Raw genomic sequence first — 19,980 nt, 5'->3', positions numbered from 1 at the left:
CCCGGGGCATGAAACCGGGGCCACAGTCAAATTCGGCGTTCGATGGCATGAGTTTCTTAGTAGTTCGCCATCAGGCAGGCCTGACCCCGGGGCATGAAACCGGGGTCACAGTCAAATTCGGCGTTCGATGGCATGAGTTTCTTAGTAGGGGTTCTTGATGCCAAGCCCCGACAGGATCTCGGTCTCGCGCGCCTCCATCGCTTCGGCGTCTTCTTCTCCGGTCTCGTGGTCCCAGCCTTGCGCGTGCAGCGTACCGTGCACCAGCAGGTGCGCATAGTGGGCGGCCAGCGTCTTGCGCTGTTCCTTCGCTTCGCGCGCGACCACCGGGGCGCACAGCACCAGGTCCGCCATCACGACCGGTGCCTGCGCATAGTCGAAGGTCAGCACATTGGTCGCGTAGTCCTTGCCGCGAAACTCGCGGTTGAGCCGCTGGCCTTCATCGGCATCGACGATGCGAACGGTAATCTCGCCGTCGGCGTCGAGTGCGTGGCGTATCCAGCGCGCGACGCTGTGCCGGGGGAGTGCGGCCCGGTGGCGCTCAGCCCCCTTGAACCGGCCGAACTGCAGCGACAGCGACAAGGCAGCCAGCGTCATTTCGCGGTGGAGGCACGCTTGCGGGCGCCATCGTAAGCGTCGACGATGCGCGCCACCAGCGGATGCCGAACCACGTCGGCGCTGGTGAAGTGGGTGATCGCGATGCCGTTGACGCGCTTGAGCACGCGCTCGGCATCGATCAGCCCGCTCAGCTGCGTCTTGGGCAGGTCGATCTGGCTGATGTCGCCTGTGACCACCGCCTTGGCGCCGAAGCCGATGCGCGTCAGGAACATCTTCATTTGCTCCGGCGTGGTGTTCTGCGCCTCGTCGAGGATCACGAAGGCGTTGTTGAGCGTGCGCCCGCGCATGAACGCGAGCGGCGCGATTTCCAGCGCGTTGCGCTCGAAGGCCTTCTGCACGCGGTCGAAGCCCATCAGGTCGTAGAGCGCGTCGTACAGCGGGCGCAGGTAGGGGTCGACCTTCTGCGTCAGGTCGCCGGGGAGAAAGCCGAGGCGCTCGCCGGCTTCCACTGCCGGGCGGGTGAGGACGATACGCTGCACGGCGCTGCGCTCCAGCGCATCGACCGCGCAGGCAACCGCGAGGTAGGTCTTGCCCGTGCCGGCGGGGCCGATGCCGATCGTGATGTCGTGGTTCGCGATGTTCTGCAGGTAGACGCTCTGGTTGGGCGTGCGCGCGCGCAGGTCGGCGCGCCGCGTGGCGAGCATCAGCGCGCCGTCCTCGGCCTCGATCATCGAACCGTCGCCCGCGAGCGTGAGTTGCACCACGGCCGGATCGATGGGCCGCTGCGCGATCTCGTAGAGCGCCTGCAGCACCTCCAGCGCGCGCTGCCCGTTGACCTTGGGTCCGTCGATCTTGAACTGCTCATGCCGGTGCGCGATCTTGACGCCGAGCGCCTCCTCGATTCGCCGCAGGTGAGCGTCGAGCGCGCCGCACAGGTGGCCCAGGCGCGTATTGTTGGGCGGGGCGAAGGTGTGTCGCAGAATCACGCGGATTTCATTTCAGAAGCAAGAAGGGCACCCATGATAGGCAAACTCACCGGCATCCTGGCCGAACGCAATCCGCCGCAGGTGCTGGTGGACTGCAACGGGATAGGTTACGAGGTCGATGTGCCGATGAGCACTTTCTACAACCTGCCGCCCACCGGGGAGCGGGTTTCGCTGCTCACGCACTTCGTGGTGCGCGAGGATGCGCAGGTGCTCTACGGCTTCGGCAGCGCCGAGGAGCGCGCGGCTTTTCGCCAGCTCATCAAGATTTCCGGCGTCGGCCCGCGCATGGCGCTGGGCGTGCTGTCGGGGCTCAGCGTCGCCGAACTCGCCCAGGCCATCACGCTGCAGGACGCGGGGCGGCTCGTGAAGATCCCCGGCATCGGCAAGAAGACCGCCGAGCGCTTGCTGCTCGAACTCAAGGGCAAGCTGGGTGCGGACATCGGCGCGCCCGCGCATGCGGCGACGGACGCGCAGGCCGACATCCTGCAGGCCCTGGTCGCCTTGGGTTACAGCGACAAGGAGGCGGCCGTCGCGCTCAAGGCGTTGCCGAAGGATGTGGCCGTGGGCGAGGGTATCAAGCTCGCGCTGAAGGCCCTCGCGAAATAGCGCCCCACGCTCCCGGATTCAGTCCTGGAGAACGAGCGCCATCACGAACACGACCGTCTGCAGGGTCACCGCGAGGCTGTGGCGTTGCATCAGCTGCCGGGTTGCAAGCACGCGGTCGGAGAGCGAGCGCGACGCCTCGGCGGTGCGCCGCAGGCCCAGCTTTTCCAGTGCGTTATCCAGCGCGGGCAGCGCCGCGATGCCGCCCTGGGCAAGCCCCTTGAACAGGGATGCGTCGAGGTGCAGGCGCAGCGCCAGATAGCGTTCGGGCAATCCGACCAGCCCGACCGTCGCATAGGCGATCCAGGCCGCTGCGGGCAGCGACCGTCCGGTCAGGGCCAGCACGAGTCCCGCGATGACCGCCAGCGCCAGGCCCCAGAGAGCGATGGCACCGCTGGCGCGCAGCAGTCCGGCGGCGGCGAAACAGAGCGCGCGGTCGTTGTCGTTCATGGAAAGCTCTTGGTGATCTGGGGAGTGGCGGGCCTGGCGAGCGGGCTCTCCTCGCTGCGCATTCTGCACGAGCGCCCCGTCGCGGAACCGCGCTGGCGGGCCGTTGAACGGGCGTTCGGCCGACTAAACTGTTCCTTCAGCCAACAGACCCATGACCATCCAGACCGACGACTTCGCCCCGGCCCCGCAACGCGTGGTCTCCGCCGCTCCGGCTTCGCCCAACGAAGAGGCCATCGAGCGCGCGCTGCGGCCGAAGCTGCTCGACGAATATGTCGGCCAGCTCAAGGTGCGCGAGCAGCTCGAGATCTTCATCGGCGCCGCGCGCCATCGCGGCGAGGCGCTGGACCATGTGCTGCTCTTCGGTCCGCCCGGCTTGGGCAAGACCACGCTTTCGCACATCATCGCGGCCGAACTCGGGGTGAACCTGCGACAGACATCCGGCCCGGTGCTCGAAAAGCCCAAGGATCTCGCGGCGCTGCTGACCAATCTCGAGCGCAACGACGTGCTCTTCATCGACGAGATCCACCGTCTCTCGCCCGTGGTCGAGGAAATCCTCTACCCCGCGCTGGAGGACTACCAGATCGACATCATGATCGGCGAGGGCCCGGCCGCGCGCAGCATCAAGCTCGACCTGCAGCCCTTCACGCTGGTCGGCGCCACCACGCGCGCCGGCATGCTGACCAATCCGCTGCGCGACCGATTCGGGATCGTCGCGCGGCTGGAGTTCTACTCGGCCGAGGAGCTGGCGCGCATCGTCCGCCGCAGCGCCGGGCTGCTGAACGTGCCGACGGACGAAGCCGGCGGCCTGGAGATCGCGCGCCGCTCGCGCGGCACGCCCCGCATCGCCAACCGCCTGCTGCGCCGTGTGCGCGACTATGCCCAGGTGAGGAGCGATGGCCGCATCACCGTCGATGTCGCGCACAAGGCGCTCGCCATGCTGGACGTCGATCCGCAGGGCTTCGACCTCATGGACCGCAAGCTGCTCGAAGCCGTCATCCATCGCTTCGACGGCGGGCCGGTGGGGCTGGACAACATCGCCGCCAGCATCGGCGAGGAGTCGGGCACCATCGAGGATGTGATCGAACCCTACCTGATCCAGCAGGGCTACCTGCAGCGCACGCCACGGGGACGCATTGCCACGTTGGCTGCGTACCGGCACCTGGGCGTCGCACCGCCGCAGCGCGACGGCGACATGTTCGGCCATTGAAGGAACCCATGCATACGCACGATCTCAGCGGCTGGCAGCACGAGCACCGCTTCCAGGGCAACACAGATGCCGCCGAGCGCAGCACCCGGCTGGTGATGTGGATCACCGCGGCCGCGATGGTGGTTGAAATCGGCGCCGGCTGGTGGTTCAACTCGATGGCCCTGCTGGCTGACGGCTGGCACATGAGCTCGCACGCCGTGGCGATCGGCCTGACCGCCTTCGCATACGGCGCGGCCCGGCGCTATGCGGGGGACGCGCGCTTCGCCTTCGGCACCTGGAAGATCGAGGTGCTTGGCGGTTTCTCGAGCGCGTTGATTCTCCTCGGCATCGCCGCGCTGATGGTGGTGGGCTCGATGGAGCGACTGTGGGCGCCATCGCCCATTCACTACAAGGAAGCGATGGTCGTTGCGGCACTCGGGCTGCTGGTCAATCTGATCTGCGCGTTCCTGCTCGGCGGCGCGCACCGCCACGATCACGGCGACAGCCACGATTCCCATGGTCATGATCAGTACGGGCACGGGCACGGGCACGGGCATGACCTGAACCTCCGCTCAGCCTATGTGCATGTGCTGGCGGATGCCGCGACCTCAGTGCTCGCCATCGCTGCGCTGGCCGGGGGATGGCTGCTCGGGTGGGCCTGGCTCGATCCGATGGTGGGCATCGTCGGCGCCCTGCTGGTGGCGAGCTGGGCGCGTGGGCTTCTGGCGCAGACCGGCAAAGTGCTGCTCGACCGCGAGATGGACCATCCGGTGGTCGATGAGATCCGCCAGGGCGTGGAAGGCGGGCTGGCGGCTTCCGAAACCCGCGTCGCCGACCTGCACGTGTGGCGTGTCGGCCAGAACGCCTATGCCTGCGCGCTGAGCGTGGTCACGCATTCGTCGACACTCACGCCGGACGAGGTACGCGCGACATTCTTGATGCACGAAGAGATCAGGCACTCGACCGTCGAGATTCATCGCTGTCACTGAAGCTTCACCCCCGCGCCATGGCGCAGTCATCCGTCATGGCGACGATGACAACCCATGCAACGCGACGACGCTTTCCTTCGTGCATGGCGCCATACGGCCGACTTGTCTTCCCAGGCGGAAGATGACGATGTCACGCGACCGCCAAAAAGGTATCGCACCCTCTGGATCTCGGACCTGCACCTGGGGACACCCGGCTGCCAGGCGAAGGCGCTGCTCGACTTCCTGAAGCACACCGAGTGCGAGACGCTGTTCCTCGTCGGCGACATCATCGACGGCTGGCAATTGCGTCGCCAGTGGTACTGGCCGCAGGCGCACAACGACGTCGTCCAGAAGCTGCTGCGCAAGGCGCGCAAGGGCACCCGGGTGATCTTCATTCCCGGCAACCATGACGAGTTCGCGCGCAAGTACCTGCATCACAACTTCGGCGGCATCGACGTGGCCGACGAATGGATCCATGAGGCCGCCGACGGCCGCAAGCTCTGGATCACGCATGGCGACTTGTTCGATGGCGTGATCCAGTGCGCGAAGTGGCTGGCCCATGTGGGCGATTCCTTGTATGAATTCACCCTCAAGCTGAACCGGCACCTCAACTCGCTTCGTGCACGCATGGGGCTGCCGTACTGGTCGCTGTCGAAGTACCTGAAGCTGAAGGTCAAGCGAGCGGTCAGCTATGTCGGCGACTTCGAGAGCGCCGTGGCGCGCGAGGCTCGCAAGCGAGGCGTGCAAGGCGTGGTCTGTGGCCATATCCACCACGCGGAGCTGCGCGATATCGACGGCATTCTCTACGCCAACGACGGCGATTGGGTCGAAAGCCTCACCGCGTTGGCGGAGCATCCGGACGGGTCGCTCGAGATCCTGCATTGGGCGCAACACATGCCGGTCGACGCCCGGGTCGGTCGTGCCGCTTCCCGGCGTGTGCCGGCGCATGCATGAGCCGCTCGCCCTTGCACGCCTGTCCACCTGTCTCGCGAACCGTCGATCTCGTCTACTTCAACGCTGGCGGCGGACATCGCGCATCCGCGCTCGCGCTCGAGGCGGCGATACACCGCCGCGGCCTGCCGTGGACGGTGCGGCTGGTCAATCTGCGAGAGGTGCTGGATCCAAAGGACAGCTTCCGGAAGCTCACGGGCATGGATCCGGAAGACGTCTACAACAAGCGCCTCGCCCGCGGCTGGACCTTGGGCCTCGCGCAGGAACTCAAGCTGCTGCAGGGAATGATTCGATGGAGCCACGCCACGCTGGTTCGTCAGATGCAGCAGCACTGGCTCGCAACCGAGCCGGACATGGTCGTGTCCCTGATCCCGAACTTCAACCGCGCGCTCTGCGAATCGCTGGCCTGCGCGCTGCCGGGCGTGCCCTATGTGACGGTGCTCACGGACCTCGCCGACCATCCGCCCCACTTCTGGATCGAGAAAGGGCAGGACCAGCACCTTGTCTGCGGATCGGCCAAGGCCGTGGAGCAAGCACGCGCGGCGGGCTACCCGGAGGAACGTATCCATGCCACGTCGGGAATGATCATCCGCTCGGCGTTCTATGACACGCCACCGATCGATCGTGCGAGTGAGCGGCGTCGGCTGGGCCTCGATCCCGATCGGCCGATCGGCCTGGTTCTATTCGGCGGCCAAGGCTCGAAGGCGATGCTCGGCATCGCCAAGCGCTTGCCCGACACCCCGCTGATCCTGGCCTGCGGCCACAACGACAAGCTGGCGCGCGCCCTGCGCGCCTTGCCGTCGCGGGCGCCGCGGCTGGTGCTCGGCTTCACGCCCGACGTTGCGCGCTACATGCAGCTGGCCGATTTCTTCATTGGCAAGCCCGGGCCTGGAAGCCTGAGCGAGGCGGTGCAGCTGCGGCTGCCGGTGATCGTCGTGCGCAACCGGTGGACGCTGCCGCAGGAGCGCTACAACGCCCAATGGGTCAGGGAACAAGGTGTAGGGCTTGTGTGCCCCAGCTTCGCGCGAGTGGCCGGGGCGGTGAACGAACTGATCCGGCATCTCGATCGGTTTCGGGAAGCGACGCGCAAGGTGCAAAACCGGGCGGTATTCGAGCTGCCCGCCATCCTGCAGGACATTCTTGCGCAGGCTGAGGCGTCGGTGACCGGCGCAGCATTCATGTCAAGGCTGGGGGAGCGGGTCCGTGCAGACCGCGCGCCCTCCGGCGGCTAGTAACCCCAGACGAACCGAAGCGCCTCGACAACTACCGCGCCGACCGCGACAGCACCGAGGAAGCGAGCCCAAGGCACCGGGCGGCGCACGGGCTCGTGCGTCAGATGTGCGGGGTTGAGCGGCGCGAATGCGCTGCGGGGGTCTCCGTCTTGAGCTCCATGGTATGCAGCGCGATTGGCGTGAAATTTCATGTAAACCATTTTAGCTACCTCAATGCGCTCCTGAAGCTCGAAAAGTACCACTTGTGACTACATTTGAAGATAACAAGAGAACTTTAAGTTTACATCTCGGTTACGATCACACCGTCGATGCAGCCAAGGGGCCGCTCCGGCGAAGTAGAGGAGATGACCGTGAAGAAATCTTGGGTTGTGGCAGTGAGCCTGGTGGCAGTGACGACAGGATTGGTAGGTTGCGAGGGTGGGGGATCCGCCCAGTCGCAACTGCGTGGCAGCGAGGCCTCGACCTCGTCGTCCGGCGCATCCGCTGCGGTCGTCGTCACTTGGCGACCGACTGACAAGACGGCCGAGTTCCTCAGCGCATGGCGTCCCAAGGATTAGCCAGACCGCAATTGCGGCGCGCAGAAGAAGAAAGGCCCGCTGTCCATTGGACAGCGGGCTTTTTCTTGATGGGGTTCCGTTGATGGGCGCTCCAAGCGCAAGGCCCCACGGGCGAATTTGACGCTCGCCACGGCCTTGTGTGGGCTGGGGGCAGGGCGCGTCTGTGCTGGAAAGAAAAAAAGCCCGCTATGGTTCTGATAGCGGGCTTTCCAGTGCCTGTGCGGGCATTGACTGGTGGCTCTTCACGGATTCGAACCGCGGACCTGTGGATTATGATTCCATCGCTCTAACCGACTGAGCTAAAGAGCCGAGCCCGAGATTATAGCCAGCTCCAGACGCCCCTCAACCTGCGTGGGGCAGTTTCCTCAACTCTTCCGACACCAGCCGCAGGATCAGCCGGTCCAGGGTCTGCACAGAGTAGCTGCTGACATCGTGCACCGTCTCGCGCCCGGGTCCGCTCGCCGGACGCGTCGCCTCCTTGTAGGTCAGGAACACGAAGCGCCCGCCGGTGTATTGCGCAATCTGCCGCTGTATGTACTCGCCCTGCTTGTCCAGCCCGCTCGCCCCCACGCTGAACACCTTGATGCCTTTGCCGAGTGCAGCCATCATGTCCTCGTCGTACTGGGGGCCGCCGTAGTCGAGATGCGGCGGCGCGTCGGCCAGCAGCACGACCATGCGGGTCGCGCCGGTGCCTCGCCAGCTCATCTTGTGCACGGTTTCATGGAGCGCCTCGTTCATCGCTTCCGGGTAGTCGCCGCCGCCGTCGGCCTGCAGCGCGTCCAGTACCGCCTGGAAAGAGGCGAGATCGTTGGTGAGGTCGTGCCGCCGCACGAGGAAGGCGTCACCGCGGTCCCGATATGCGACGAGACCGAAGCAGGTGTCCGGCCGGCTCGGCATCTGCGCCACTTCGTTGGCGATCGCGTGCAGGGTCGCCTTGAGCTTTCCGATCTCGTCGCCCATCGAGCCTGTCGCATCCACCAGAAAGACCAGGTCAAGCCGTGCGCGCTGTGACCCTTCGTCGCTGTTCAGCACCAGCTCGAGCGCGCTCTTCTGTCCGCGTCGCAGAATGCCCGTGCCCTGTTGACCGTTCTTGCGCACGGCCACTTCATACACCTGGCTGTCGGACCGGTCGAAGGCATTCGGGTGCAGCCATGCACGTCCGCCCGCGTCGGTGCGTGCCCACATGGCCGCGCCATTCGCGGCCTGCACGGCGACCTCCGCATCGGGAACGACCATGCCTCTGGCGTTGCGCACCTCCAGCAGGTAGCGTTCGCTGACGTCGCGCTCTCGATGGGGGACCTGCGTGCGCTGGCGAAACTGCAGGTACGCGAAGAAGTCCGCGTTGTCGTCGACCATCCCCGCCGTCACGGCGTCCTGCTGCGGCCGTGCGCGTTGCATCGGCGGCGCGCTTGGTGTGAGCGCGGGCGGTGCAAAGAGGGGCGCGGCGGCGGCATCGCCATGGCGGGACTCCTCGCGTCGCATGAGCTCGCCGCCTTGCCGCGCAGGCTCGCGGCCCGGTGTTTCGTAGGTTTGCACGGTGCGCGCGCAGTGGCTCGCCGAGGGCGCCTCGAAGTTCGGCGTCGTGCGTGCGACCTCGTTCGCCGGCCATCGTGGCGGCGCGAAGGCCGGCGGCTCGGGCTGTGGCGCGGGCGTGGGCCAGAGCGCGGATCCGTGTGCGAGTTCCGAGGCGCCGCAGGCGCTCAAGAGCAGCTGCCCGCATAGCAGCGCGACCAGCGAAACTTGCAGGAGAAGAGGGCGGGTTGTCATCGATGGCTCCGGGTTGTGGATGCAGGCTGATACGGCAGCCCGGCGCCAGGCGGGTTAGGCCCGAACGATCTTTTTTGAGGAGGTACTAACCCCGAACGGCGGCGGCGGCCGTAGAAGGTGAGGTAAAAATCTGCCGATGCTTGCGCCCACCGCAATTTCCAGTCTCCACGACGCCATGCCCGACGACCAGTTGATGCAGGCCTATGCCGAGGGGGATACCACAGCCTTCGACACGCTCTACGCGCGCCATGAGAGCGCGCTGTTCCGTTTCGTGCGGCGCCTGATGGGCCTGCGGCTCGCCGCGGAGGTCGACGAGGTGTTCCAGGACACCTGGATGCGCATCATCGCTGCGCGCGAGAGCTTTTCTCCGCAGGGCGCGACCTGGCGAACCTGGGCATTCACGATCGCCCACAACCTGGCCATGGACCGGTTGCGCATCAGCGGCCGCGAAGTCGCGTTCTATGCGCACGACGAAGACGGAGACGGCCTCGAGGCCGCGCAACTCTTCAGCCGCGGCTTGCTGCGCGAGGGTGGCTCGGTGTCCGACGCCGCCCATCCCTCGGCCGAGGAACTCGCGTTCTGGCGAGCCGCCGGCCGCCGCCTTCTGGCCTGCCTCGACGAACTGCCGGACGATCAGCGCTCCGCCTTCCTGCTGCACCATGAAGATGGCTTCACCGTGGAGACCATGGCCGACGCGCTCGATGTCGGCTTCGAGACTGTGCGCAGCCGCCTGCGCTATGGCCTGAAGAAGCTGCGCGCCTGCATGGAGCGCTATCTCTCGGTGCTGGAGCTTCGCCGATGAACCCGAGCGACGACCCGTCGGACGATCTGCATGACGCGGCCCTCTGGCGCGCACTGGCCCACGCCCCCGACCAGGCCGCCATACCGGACTGGCGGCTGCGCAAGGCGATTCTCAAGAAGGCGCATGAAGCCGCCGGGGTGCTCGAGCCGGGCTCGCCCGAGGTCAGGCGCCGGTCTTGGTGGTGGCGCGTCGGATTCTGGGGTGGCGGCAACGACGCGCGCATGCCGTGGAATGCCGCCTTCGCCACGGTGCTCGTGGCGAGCCTGGTGATCCTGCTCATGGAGCGTCAGCCGGTGCCCGGTGCCGGTTCGGACGGAGCCGAGAGCAAGGCGGTGTCGTCCCCGTCATCGGCGCGGCCCGGCACGCCGGAACAGTCCGGCGCGACGGCGTCGGGTCCATCCACCGTGTGGGTCCCGGAATTTCCGGTGCCCGCGCCGACCGCCGAGCCGTCGGCTTCACCAGGCACTGCGCCGCTTGCAGGGGCAAAGCCTCAGCCGACACCGCGGCGCAGCCCATCACCGCCGCCGCCAGTCTCCGCCGCACCTGTTGTGCCGCAGGCCGGCGTCACCGCGCGCCTGGTTCCATCGGATCCCTTGGGCGCGCGAGCGCGCAGGCTCGAAGAGGAATCAACGGCGCGATTGTCGGACCTCGCCCCGCGCCCGCCCGCCGCTGCGACAGCGCCGGGCGGCGGGGCAGACGCGGCGCGCGCCGAATCCCCCTCGGTGCGCACGGACGCGACCGAGCCGCCCAGCTTCGCGGCGCTATCGCAATGGACCCGCATCACCATTGCGCAGCGCGGCGGGCCCAGCCGCAGCCTGACACGCGACGAAGCGCGCGAACTGAATGGCTTGCTGGGGTCGGCCGCGCTCTCGGCAGTGGGGGCGCAGCCACTGGCCGCCGCGCCCGAGTGGCGCATCACGCTGGAGCGCAAGGCAGAGACGCTCGCGGTGTTCGAGATTGCGCGGGGCCAGGTGCGCTGGCGCGAAGGCAAGGAGCCGCCGGCCACCGGCGCTCCGTCGGCGCCGGCGCTGGCTGCCCTGCGCGAGGCATTGCGCACCGCAGTACAGCAAGCGCAGGCCGAGGCGCCGCCGGCGCGCAACCCCTAACGGGCTCTGCTCATTCGTTCTTGAAGTCGGCCGCGCGCTTGTTCAGGAAGGCATCCATGCCCTCCTTCTGGTCGGCGGTCGCAAAGAGCGCGTGGAACAGTCGACGCTCGAACATCACGCCGTCGGACAGGCCGCCTTCGAAAGCGCGATTGACCGACTCCTTGGCCGCCATGATCGCGATCTGCGAGAAGTCCGCGATCACGATGGCCGCGCCCAGCGCCTCGTCGGCGAGCTTCTCGTAGGGCACGACGCGGCTGACGAGGCCGGCGCGCTCGGCTTCGGCCGCGTCCATCATGCGGCCGGTCAGCACCATGTCCATCGCCTTGGATTTGCCCACCGCGCGCGGGAGGCGCTGCGTGCCGCCGGCGCCCGGAATGACGCCGATCTTGATTTCGGGCTGGCCGAACTTCGCGTTGTCGGCGGCGATGATGAAGTCGCACATCATCGCGAGTTCGCAGCCGCCGCCCAGCGCGAAGCCGCTCACGGCAGCGATCACCGGCTTGCGGATCTGGCGGATCGTTTCCCAGTTGCGCGTGATGAAGTCGCCCTTGTAGGCGTCGAGGAAGCTGTACTTGGCCATCGCCGCGATGTCGGCGCCCGCGGCGAAGGCGCGCTCGCTGCCGGTGACGATGATGCAGCCGATCGCCGGGTCGGCGTCGAAGGCCTTGAGCGCCTGGCCCAATTCGGTCATCAGCGCATCGTTGAGCGCGTTCAGCGCCTTCGGGCGATGGAGCGTGATGATGCCGACCTTGCCGGCCTCGGTGCGCACCTGGATGTTCTCGTAGCTCATGCGTGTCTCCTTGAAACGAACGAAGGGCAGCGGGTGCCGCCTATTTCCTATTTCGTGTCCAGCCAGCGTGTCAGCCGGGCCGGGTCCTGCGCAAACAGCCGCCAGGTCGTCACGCCGCTCGGCAGCGTGAGCGGCAGGCGCAGCAGGCGGCGGTCGCGGGCGACGAGTGCGGTGATCTTCTTCAGCGGGCCGAGATAGAGCGCCAGGTCGTCGAGCCGGGCGATTCGCCAGCCTTGGGCCGGCCGCCCCCTGGCCGCGGGTACTTCGATGCCGATCCACTCGTCATGCGCCGAGAAGCCCGCCTGCTCGGCAGCGCTGTGGCGCAGCACCACCTTGATCTGCACGCTGCCGCCGGTCTCGGCCACTCGAAGGCCCAGTTCCTGCGCGCGTTGCGCCGGGTCGTCGAGCGCCGCGACGCCATGGGCGCGCAGCAGATCGGACAACGGCAGCTCGTCTGTCGAATGCACCCAGCTCGCGATCTCCGTGGCGAACGAGCGTCCGCCCACGGCTTCGAGCGCGGCGGCGAAGTCGGACTCGTCGATGGGGCCGCCGCTGCTCTTCTTCCAGAGCCGCCGCATGACATCGTCGAGCGAGCCCTGGCCCTCCATGCGCAGCGTGAGGTCGAAGCACAGTGCCACGAGCGCGCCCTTGGTGTAGTAGCTCACCGTGCTGTTGGGCGTCTGTTCATCCTGACGGTAGTACTTGATCCAGGCGTCGAAACTGGCTTCGGCCACCGACTGCACGAGCCGGCCCGGTGTCTGCAGTACCTGATTGACGGTCTTGTTGACCAGGCGCAGGTAGCTCGCGTCGTCGATGCGGCCGGCGCGGCGCAGCAGCAGGTCGTCGTAGTAGCTGGTGAAGCCCTCGAACAGCCACAGCAGCCGCGTGTAGTTCTCCTGCGCGTAGTCGTAGCGCGCGAACTCGGCGGGTCGCAGGCGCTTCACGTTCCAGGTGTGGAAATACTCGTGGCTGATGAGCCCGAGCAGCGTGGTGTAGCCTTCGGGCTGCTTGCGCGCGGCATGCTGAGGCAGATCCCGGCGCGTGCAGATGAGCACCGTCGATTGGCGATGCTCCAGCCCGCCGTAGCCGTCGTCGACCGCGTTGAGCATGAAGACATAACGCTCGTGCGGCGGCTTGGGGCCGCCGCGCTTGCCCACCTTGTCGCCGTGCCAGAAGCGCATCTGTGTCTCGCAGATGGCCAGCGTGTCGGCGATCAGGCGCTCACCGTCGAAGGAGGGCGGGGCGCCCGCGACGACGAAGCGGTGCGGCACGCCGCAGGCCTCGAACTCGGCGCTCCAGAAGGCGCCCATCTCGACCGGGCTATCGGCCAGTTCGTCGTAGTCGGCGGCGAGGTAGTGGCCGAAGCCCTGGCGATCCGTCTTGGTCGGCTTCAGCGCGGTGGCGCACGACCAGCGCGCGCTCACCGTCGTGAACGGAGGCGCGACGATCTCGATCGCGTGCGGCGCCTCGGTCTGACCTTCGACCTGCAGGCACAGGCTGGTGCCGTTGAAGAAACCGCGATCCGCGTCCAGCCAGGCGGTGCGCACCGAGTTGTCGTAGGCGCAGACCTGGTAGCGCAGCACCAGGGGTTTGCCGGCCGCGCACTCGATCTGCCAGCTGCATTTGTCGATCTGCTGCGGCACGAGCTTGCGCCGCCCCTGCGCCACGCGCAGGTTCTGCAGGTTCTTCGAGAACTCCCGCACCAGGTAACTGCCGGGAATCCAGACCGGCAGCGTCACGCGCTGCAGCGCGGCGGGGTCCTCGATGGTCAGGGTGACGGCAAACAGATGCGCATGGAGGTCGGCGCACTCGATGCGGTAGTGGATCGCGGGCGCCGCCATCAGTTGAGCGCTGCGAGCTGCTTCTCGACCTGCGCGGCCGGGATGGCGCCCGGTGCGCGCGACCCGTCGCTGAAGATCAGCGTCGGCGTGCCGGTGATGTTGTACTTCTGGCCGAACTCGCGGTTGCGCGTCAGGGCGGCGGTATCGCATTCGGCGGCATCGGCCGGGACGCCGCGCACCATCCAGTCGGTCCAGGCCTTGGCCTTGTCCTTGGCGCACCAGATGTTGCGTGCCTTGACGACCGAATCCGGGCCCAGCACCGGGTAGAGGAAGAGGTGGATGGTCACGTTGTCGACCTTGGTCAGGTCGGCCTCGAACTGCTTGCAATAGCCGCAGTTCGGGTCCTCGAAGACCGCCAGCCTGCGCTTGCCGTTGCCGCGCACGATCTTGACCGCGTCCTTGATCGGCAACTTGTCGAAAGCGACCTGGCTGAGCTTCTCGATCTTCTCTTCGGTGAGGTTCTTGCGCGCGTTGACGTCGATCAGGCTTCCCTGCAGCAGGTAGTTGCCCTGCTCGTCCGTGTAGAAGATCTCGAAGCCGTTGATGCGCACTTCGTAGAGGCCGGGCATCGGCGCTTTCGTGATCTCGTCGATCTTCGCGAATTGTGGAATGCGCGCGGCCAGGTTCTTGCGGATCTCGGCCTCGCCGGCCGCGGCCGCGAGCGCGGAGCCGATGGCCAGCGCGGCGAAGAGCAGACGAATGGTGTTTTTCATGATGACGGTCCCTGAGTTGAGTGCAGGCCCATGGCCTGCCGTGCGATCCAGCTCTTGATGAGCCGTGTTCTGTCGAAGCCCCGCATGCCCCAGTTGCGCAGCGCCGGCAAGGGGTCGGCACTGTGGGCGAAGAGTTGCTGAAGCCCATCGGTGGCCAGGCTCATCGACAGGACGTCGGTGCGTCGGGCGCGTTCGTAGCGGCGCAGGAGGCGCGCGTCGCCGCAGCTGCGCCAATAGTCGCGGCTCCTGATCACTTCCGCCAGGGTGGCGGCGTCGGCCAGGCCCAGGTTCAGGCCCTGGCCGGCCAGCGGATGGACCGTGTGCGCCGCGTCGCCCGCCAGCGCCCAGGCCTGCCCTTCGGCGAACTGGCCGGTCCAGCGGTCGGCGATGGCCCGTTGCAGCGGCCAGGACGCGCGCTCGCTGACGAGCTTCAGCGCGCCCAGCGCGCCATGGGTGGCATCGCGCAGGCTCTCGCTGAAGGCGTCGGCCGTCTGCGCAAGCAAGGTCGGCGCGCGAAGCTGGTCGACCGACCACACGAGCGCGAGTTCATTGCCGCCCATCGGCAGCAGCGCCAGCACCTCGCCCTTGTCGTTGAACCACTGGCGCGCGGTGGCATCGTGCGGCTCCTCGGCCTCGACCCGCGCCGCGATCGCATGCTGGGGGTAGCGTGTGACCTGGTAGCTCACGCCGAGCATTTCGCGGGTGATGCTGGCGCGGCCCTCGCAGATGACCGTCAACGGCGCCGCGACGGGCTCGGTCACCACCTCGATGCGCGGCTGGAAGCGCACGGCATCCGCCAGTCGCTGTTCGAGCGCGGGCACGTCGACGATCCAGGCCAGCGCCTCGACCTTCTGCCGGGCCGCGCTGAATTGCACCCGTCCGCCTTCGTCGCCGTGGACCTGCATGTCGCGCACCGCCGTGGCGTGCGCTGCATCGGGCCAGGCGCGCAGGGATTCGAGCAGCGCCTTCGAGGCGGCATTGAGCGCATAGGCGCGCACGTCCTGGTGGGCCGGCGCGGCGGCCGGCGCCACCAATGCCACGCGCACTCTTTCGCGCGCAAGGAGCAGCGCCAGGGTGCGGCCGACAATGCCGGCGCCACGAATGCAAACCTCGGGGGGAAGGGCCATCGCAGGATTGTAGAAGGTGCCTTGGAGATACCCGGTCTACGAGACAATTGCCCGCTCCAGCAAAGGATCTGTCCGTGACCGCACCCGATTTTGACCTCCAAGCCACCATCGCACGCCTGTTCGTCTACCCGATCAAGTCCTGCGCCGGGGTCGAGCTGAACGAAGCCCTGCTCATCGAGACCGGCCTGGAGTTCGATCGCGCCTGGATGGTGGTCGACGCCCAGGGCGAGTTCGTCACCCAGCGCGAAGTACCGCGCATGGCGCTCATCCGTCCCCAGCTGAAGCATTCCGAGATGGTGCTGCGCGCGCCCGGCATGCTGGCGCTGCATATTGCCTTCGACCGCGTCGAGGGGCCCGTGCGCGTGCGCGTCTGGAAGGATGAGGTGGCGGCCTACGACATGGGCGACATCGCGGCGCAGTGGTTCAGCGACTTTCTGTCGGAGCCTGGTCAACCCCGGCGGCTGCGCCTGGTGCGCTTCGATCCCGATCACCAGCGGCTGTCGAGCCTGGATTGGACCGGCGGCATCGAAGCGCCGAATCAGTTCGCCGACGGCTTCCCGGTGCTGGTGGTCAGCGAAGGCTCGCTCGCCGAGCTCAATGCGAAGCTGGTGGCGGCCGGCCATGGCGCCGTCGGCATCGAGCGCTTCAGGCCCAACATCGTGCTCGCCGGCGTCGAGGCCCACGACGAAGATCGCGTCGACATGCTGCATATCGGCACCGCGGAGGGCGAGGCCCGGCTGCAGCCGGTCAAGCCCTGCTCGCGCTGCCCGATCCCCGACATCGACCCGGCCACGGCGCTGTGCAGCCACGAAGTCGGCGACATGCTGCGCACCTACCGCGCCGACGCCCGCGTCGACGGCGCCATCACTTTCGGCATGAATGCGATCGTGCTGCAGGGCGTCGAGCATGCGCTGCGCGTCGGCCAGCCGGTCGGCGCAAACCTGCGCTTCGAATGAGCGCAAGGCCGGGCGCCTAAAATCCCCGGTTCCCCCCAGAATTCTGAAAGCCCCCGCCATGAGTCTCCAGTGCGGCATCGTCGGCCTGCCCAACGTCGGCAAGTCCACCCTCTTCAATGCCTTGACCAAGGCCGGCATCGCGGCCGAGAACTATCCCTTCTGCACCATCGAGCCCAATGTCGGCGTGGTAGAGGTGCCCGATCCGCGGCTTGCGGCATTGAGCGAGATCGTCAAGCCCGAACGCGTCGTGCCGGCCATCGTCGAGTTCGTCGACATCGCGGGCCTGGTCGCCGGCGCCAGCCAGGGCGAAGGCCTGGGCAACCAGTTCCTCGCGCACATCCGCGAAACGGACGCCATCGTCAACGTGGTGCGCTGTTTCGAGGACGACAACGTGATCCACGTGGCCGGCAAGGTCGACCCCATTTCCGACATCGAGGTCATCCAGACCGAGCTGTGCCTGGCCGATCTCTCGACCGTGGAAAAGGCGCTGCACCGCCACACCAAGACGGCACGCTCCGGCGACAAGGAAGCCATCAAGCTGGTCGCGCTGCTCGAGAAGTGCCAGGCCTCGCTGAACGAGAACAAGCCGGTGCGCTCCATCGCATTCAGCAAGGAAGACAAGCCGCTGATCAAGCAGTTCTCGCTGATCACCGCCAAGCCGGCGATGTTCGTCGGCAATGTCGCTGAAGACGGTTTCGAGAACAACCCCTTCCTCGACCGCCTGCGCGAATACGCCGCCGCGCAGAACGCGCCCGTGGTGGCCATCTGCGCCAAGATCGAAGCCGAGCTGGCCGACATGGACGACGAGGACAAGAAGATGTTCCTGTCGGAGATCGGGCAGGAGGAGCCGGGGCTCAATCGCCTGATCCGCGCCGCCTACACCCTGCTGGGCCTGCAGACCTACTTCACGGCCGGCGTGAAGGAAGTGCGCGCCTGGACCATCCACGTCGGCGACACCGGCCCGCAGGCGGCCGGCGTGATCCATACCGATTTCGAGAAGGGCTATATCCGCGCCCAGACCATCGCCTTCAATGACTTCATCGCCTTCAAGGGCGAGCAGGGCGCCAAGGATGCGGGAAAGATGCGGGCGGAAGGCAAGGACTACGTCGTCAAGGATGGGGACGTGATGAACTTCCTGTTCAGCTCCTAGCGCGACTCAAGGCCGTTCCAGCCCCGCCAGCACCTTGTCGAGCGTCAGCGGGTAGTCCCGGATCCGCACCCCGGTGGCGTTGTAGACCGCATTCGCCACCGCGGCCCCCGCACCGCAGATGCCGAGTTCGCCGATGCCCTTGATCTTCAGCGGGTTCGCCTTGTCATCCACTTCGTGCAGGAAGCGCACCTCGATCGCCGGAATGTCCGCGTGCACCGGCACGTGGTATGGCGCCAGGTCGTGGTTCACGAAGAAGCCATGGCGCGGATCGACGACGGCTTCCTCGTGAAGCGCATTGCCCACGCCCCAGATCATCGCGCCCATGGCCTGGCTCGTGGCCGTCTTCTGGTTGAGGATGCGGCCCGCGGCGAAGACGCCCAGCATGCGGCGCAGGCGGATCTCTCCGGTGTCCATGTCGACCGCGACTTCCGCGAAGTGCGCGCCATAGGCCTGCTGCGAGAACTTCTTTGCCATGTCGCCGGCCTTGATCTCTCCATCGGCCTGCAGGCCCACCGCGCCCGCCAAGGCGCCGAGCGTCGCTGACTTGTTGCCGGCCGTGACCTTGCCGTCCGCGAAGCTCGCATCGATCGCCTTCACGCCCAGCCGGCGGGCCAGTTTCTCGCGCAGGTTCATGCAGGCGTCGAACAATCCCGAGCCCGCGCTCGCGGCGCCGAACGAGCCGCCCGAACCCGGCGTCTCCGGGAAGTCGCTGTCCCCCAGCTCCATGCGAACCTTCTCCACCGGTATGCCCATCATTTCGGCGACGATCTGCGAGAGCACCGTGTAGGTGCCGGTCCCGAGGTCTGTCATGGCCATGCGTACCGTCAACATGCCCTGCCGGTCCAGCAGGATGGTGCACTTCGAATCGCGCAAGATGTTCGACCGCGTCGAGGCGGACATGCCCATGCCGATCAGCCATCGGCCTTCGCGCCGCGAGGCTGGCGTCGCACTGCGGCGGCTCCAGCCGAAGCGCTCCGCGCCTTCGGTCATGCAGCGCACGAGCTGGCGGGTCGAATAGGGGAGCTTCTTCTCCGGATCCATCGCCGGCTCGTTGCGCATGCGCAGCTCGATCGGATCCAGCCCGAGCTTTTCGGCGAGCTCATCCATCGCGCCTTCCAGCGCCAGCATCCCGACGCCCTCGCCGGGTGCGCGCGCGGCGTCCGAAATCGGGAGGTCGAGCTTGACCGATCGATGCGCGGTCATGCGGTTGGGCGCGGCGTACAGCGATCGCGTCTGCGCGCTCGCGGACTCGTAGAAGTTGTCGAAGCGCGCGCTGTGCGACCAGGTCTCGTGGCCGATTGCGCCGAGCCTGCCGTCGGCCGAGGCGCCCAGGCGCACGCGCTGGATGGTGTCGCTGCGATGCGTCGTGAAATGGAACATCTGCTGCCGCGTCAAGGCCATCTTGACGGGGCGCCCCAACTGGCGCGAGGCCATGGCCGACAGCATCACGTCGCCGTAGACCGGCAGCTTGCCGCCGAAGCCGCCGCCGATATAGCGGCTCAGGATGCGCACGTTGTTCGGCGGAATCCGCAGGGTCGCGGCGACGGCACTGCGGGCGCTCACCAGCAACTGCGCGGAGCAGTGAATGATGACGCGGCCGTCCTTCCAGTAGGCGAGCGTGGCGTGCGGCTCCATCTGCGCGTGAACCAGATGCGGCGTCGTGTAGGTCGCGTCGATGCTGACCGGGGCCGCGGCGAATGCGGCCTCGAAGTCGCCGACGGCGGTGTCCGCCTCGCGGCCTCCGGTATCGACGGGCTTTTCGGCCTTGGTCCTGTCGAGTTCGTACTCGCCGGGTTGCGCTTCGTAGCGGATCCGGATCAGCCTGGCTGCCGCGCGCGCCTGCTCGAAGCTTTCGGCCACGACATAGGCCACCGCTTCGCCGTAGTAGCGCACCCGGTCGTCGCCCATCTGGGGTGCAGCGCGGCCGAAGCGGTCCGCGGCGTCGATCGGCCCCCATGCGCCTTGCATGGGGGCATTCCTGTGGGTCATCACCAGAAGCACGCTCGGTGCGTTCTCGGCCATGGATGCGTCGAGCTCGGCCACCGTGCCCTTCGCGATCGTGGCCTCGACGATGAAGCCATACGCGGGCCTGCCGCCCTCCTGGACTTCGTAGGCAGGGGCGCTGCGCCGGTGACTTTGAGGCGGCCGTCGACGCGGTCGATCGGCTGGCCGATCAGCCCCTGGCGGTTGTCGTCGATCGGATTGCGGGCGGAGGGTGTCGTCATTTCCATGATCGCGCC

General features: G+C 67.2%; 17 protein-coding genes, 1 tRNA gene and 1 pseudogene. 9 read left to right on the top strand and 10 right to left on the bottom strand.

The window, feature by feature from the left end:
• Positions 1-141: 141 nt before the first annotated feature.
• Both ybeY and AC1DNF_RS08615 read right to left on the bottom strand, forming a co-directional pair.
• Positions 142-594: an rRNA maturation RNase YbeY gene (gene ybeY / locus AC1DNF_RS08620; RefSeq protein WP_478148149.1), complete on the bottom strand. Its 453-nt coding sequence runs from the start codon at positions 592-594 to the stop codon at positions 142-144.
• The gene (locus AC1DNF_RS08615) at positions 591-1,541 is read right to left on the bottom strand and encodes a PhoH family protein (RefSeq protein ID WP_478148148.1); all 951 of its coding nucleotides are present in this window, start codon (positions 1,539-1,541) and stop codon (positions 591-593) included. Before AC1DNF_RS08615 ends, ybeY begins: the two co-directional genes overlap by 4 nt.
• Positions 1,542-1,574: 33 nt before the next feature.
• On the opposite strand from AC1DNF_RS08615, the gene ruvA reads away from it, so the two are divergent.
• Positions 1,575-2,147 carry a Holliday junction branch migration protein RuvA gene (ruvA, locus tag AC1DNF_RS08610; RefSeq protein ID WP_478148147.1) on the top strand — a complete coding sequence of 191 codons (573 nt, stop codon included), beginning with the start codon at positions 1,575-1,577 and terminating at the stop codon, positions 2,145-2,147.
• 18 nt (positions 2,148-2,165) lie between these two features.
• Here the strand turns inward: ruvA and AC1DNF_RS08605 are convergent, their stop codons facing one another.
• Positions 2,166-2,594 (bottom strand): hypothetical protein, encoded by a 429-nt coding sequence (locus tag AC1DNF_RS08605; RefSeq protein WP_478148146.1) that lies wholly within the window; start codon positions 2,592-2,594, stop codon positions 2,166-2,168.
• A 151-nt stretch (positions 2,595-2,745) separates the two neighbouring features.
• On the opposite strand from AC1DNF_RS08605, the gene ruvB reads away from it, so the two are divergent.
• The 4 genes from ruvB to AC1DNF_RS08585 are packed head-to-tail and all read left to right on the top strand — an operon-like array spanning position 2,746 to position 6,931.
• The gene (gene ruvB / locus AC1DNF_RS08600) at positions 2,746-3,801 is read left to right on the top strand and encodes a Holliday junction branch migration DNA helicase RuvB (RefSeq protein WP_478148145.1); all 1,056 of its coding nucleotides are present in this window, start codon (positions 2,746-2,748) and stop codon (positions 3,799-3,801) included.
• An 8-nt stretch (positions 3,802-3,809) separates the two neighbouring features.
• Positions 3,810-4,769 (top strand): CDF family Co(II)/Ni(II) efflux transporter DmeF, encoded by a 960-nt coding sequence (gene dmeF, locus AC1DNF_RS08595; protein WP_478148144.1) that lies wholly within the window; start codon positions 3,810-3,812, stop codon positions 4,767-4,769.
• Between the two features lie 54 nt (positions 4,770-4,823).
• Entirely contained in the window at positions 4,824-5,702 is an 879-nt protein-coding gene (locus AC1DNF_RS08590) for a UDP-2,3-diacylglucosamine diphosphatase (protein WP_478148143.1), read from the top strand.
• Complete coding sequence (locus tag AC1DNF_RS08585; protein WP_478148142.1) at positions 5,699-6,931, top strand: glycosyltransferase; 1,233 nt, start codon at positions 5,699-5,701, stop codon at positions 6,929-6,931. Before AC1DNF_RS08590 ends, AC1DNF_RS08585 begins: the two co-directional genes overlap by 4 nt.
• A gap of 789 nt (positions 6,932-7,720) precedes the next feature.
• On the opposite strand, the gene AC1DNF_RS08580 is transcribed toward AC1DNF_RS08585, so the two are convergent.
• Positions 7,721-7,797 (bottom strand) — tRNA-Met (locus AC1DNF_RS08580).
• Positions 7,798-7,830: 33 nt separating this feature from the next.
• Positions 7,831-9,255 carry a vWA domain-containing protein gene (locus tag AC1DNF_RS08575; protein ID WP_478148141.1) on the bottom strand — a complete coding sequence of 475 codons (1,425 nt, stop codon included), beginning with the start codon at positions 9,253-9,255 and terminating at the stop codon, positions 7,831-7,833.
• A 136-nt stretch (positions 9,256-9,391) separates the two neighbouring features.
• On the opposite strand from AC1DNF_RS08575, the gene AC1DNF_RS08570 reads away from it, so the two are divergent.
• Positions 9,392-10,057, top strand: coding sequence for a sigma-70 family RNA polymerase sigma factor (locus tag AC1DNF_RS08570; protein WP_478148140.1), 666 nt, complete (start codon positions 9,392-9,394; stop codon positions 10,055-10,057).
• A complete protein-coding gene (locus AC1DNF_RS08565; protein ID WP_478148139.1) occupies positions 10,054-11,163 on the top strand; it encodes a hypothetical protein in 1,110 nt (369 codons plus the stop codon). The genes AC1DNF_RS08570 and AC1DNF_RS08565 overlap by 4 nt, the downstream gene beginning before the upstream one ends.
• A 10-nt stretch (positions 11,164-11,173) precedes the next feature.
• Here AC1DNF_RS08565 and AC1DNF_RS08560 read toward each other — a convergent pair whose 3' ends face one another.
• The 4 genes from AC1DNF_RS08560 to AC1DNF_RS08545 are packed head-to-tail and all read right to left on the bottom strand — an operon-like array spanning position 11,174 to position 15,634.
• Positions 11,174-11,953 carry an enoyl-CoA hydratase gene (locus AC1DNF_RS08560; protein WP_478148138.1) on the bottom strand — a complete coding sequence of 260 codons (780 nt, stop codon included), beginning with the start codon at positions 11,951-11,953 and terminating at the stop codon, positions 11,174-11,176.
• 47 nt (positions 11,954-12,000) lie between these two features.
• Entirely contained in the window at positions 12,001-13,794 is a 1,794-nt protein-coding gene (locus AC1DNF_RS08555; protein ID WP_478148137.1) for a M61 family metallopeptidase, read from the bottom strand.
• Positions 13,794-14,507, bottom strand: a complete 714-nt coding sequence (locus tag AC1DNF_RS08550) for a DsbC family protein (protein WP_478148136.1) — start codon at positions 14,505-14,507, stop codon at positions 13,794-13,796. Before AC1DNF_RS08550 ends, AC1DNF_RS08555 begins: the two co-directional genes overlap by 1 nt.
• On the bottom strand, positions 14,504-15,634 hold the full coding sequence (locus tag AC1DNF_RS08545; protein ID WP_478148135.1) for an FAD-dependent monooxygenase: 1,131 nt from the start codon (positions 15,632-15,634) through the stop codon (positions 14,504-14,506). The genes AC1DNF_RS08550 and AC1DNF_RS08545 overlap by 4 nt, the downstream gene beginning before the upstream one ends.
• A 74-nt stretch (positions 15,635-15,708) precedes the next feature.
• Between AC1DNF_RS08545 and AC1DNF_RS08540 the strand changes: the two genes are divergently transcribed.
• Both AC1DNF_RS08540 and ychF read left to right on the top strand, forming a co-directional pair.
• The gene (locus AC1DNF_RS08540) at positions 15,709-16,590 is read left to right on the top strand and encodes an MOSC domain-containing protein (protein WP_478148134.1); all 882 of its coding nucleotides are present in this window, start codon (positions 15,709-15,711) and stop codon (positions 16,588-16,590) included.
• A gap of 58 nt (positions 16,591-16,648) precedes the next feature.
• Positions 16,649-17,740 carry a redox-regulated ATPase YchF gene (gene ychF / locus AC1DNF_RS08535; protein WP_478148133.1) on the top strand — a complete coding sequence of 364 codons (1,092 nt, stop codon included), beginning with the start codon at positions 16,649-16,651 and terminating at the stop codon, positions 17,738-17,740.
• Positions 17,741-17,746: 6 nt separating this feature from the next.
• Here the strand turns inward: ychF and AC1DNF_RS08530 are convergent.
• A pseudogene (locus AC1DNF_RS08530) lies at positions 17,747-19,971 on the bottom strand (molybdopterin cofactor-binding domain-containing protein).
• Positions 19,972-19,980: the final 9 nt, after the last annotated feature.

Source organism: Variovorax sp. 01T432, from assembly GCF_056398605.1.
The sequence above is the reverse complement of the archived record's forward strand: the minus strand, read 5'-3'. Positions and strand labels throughout refer to the sequence as shown.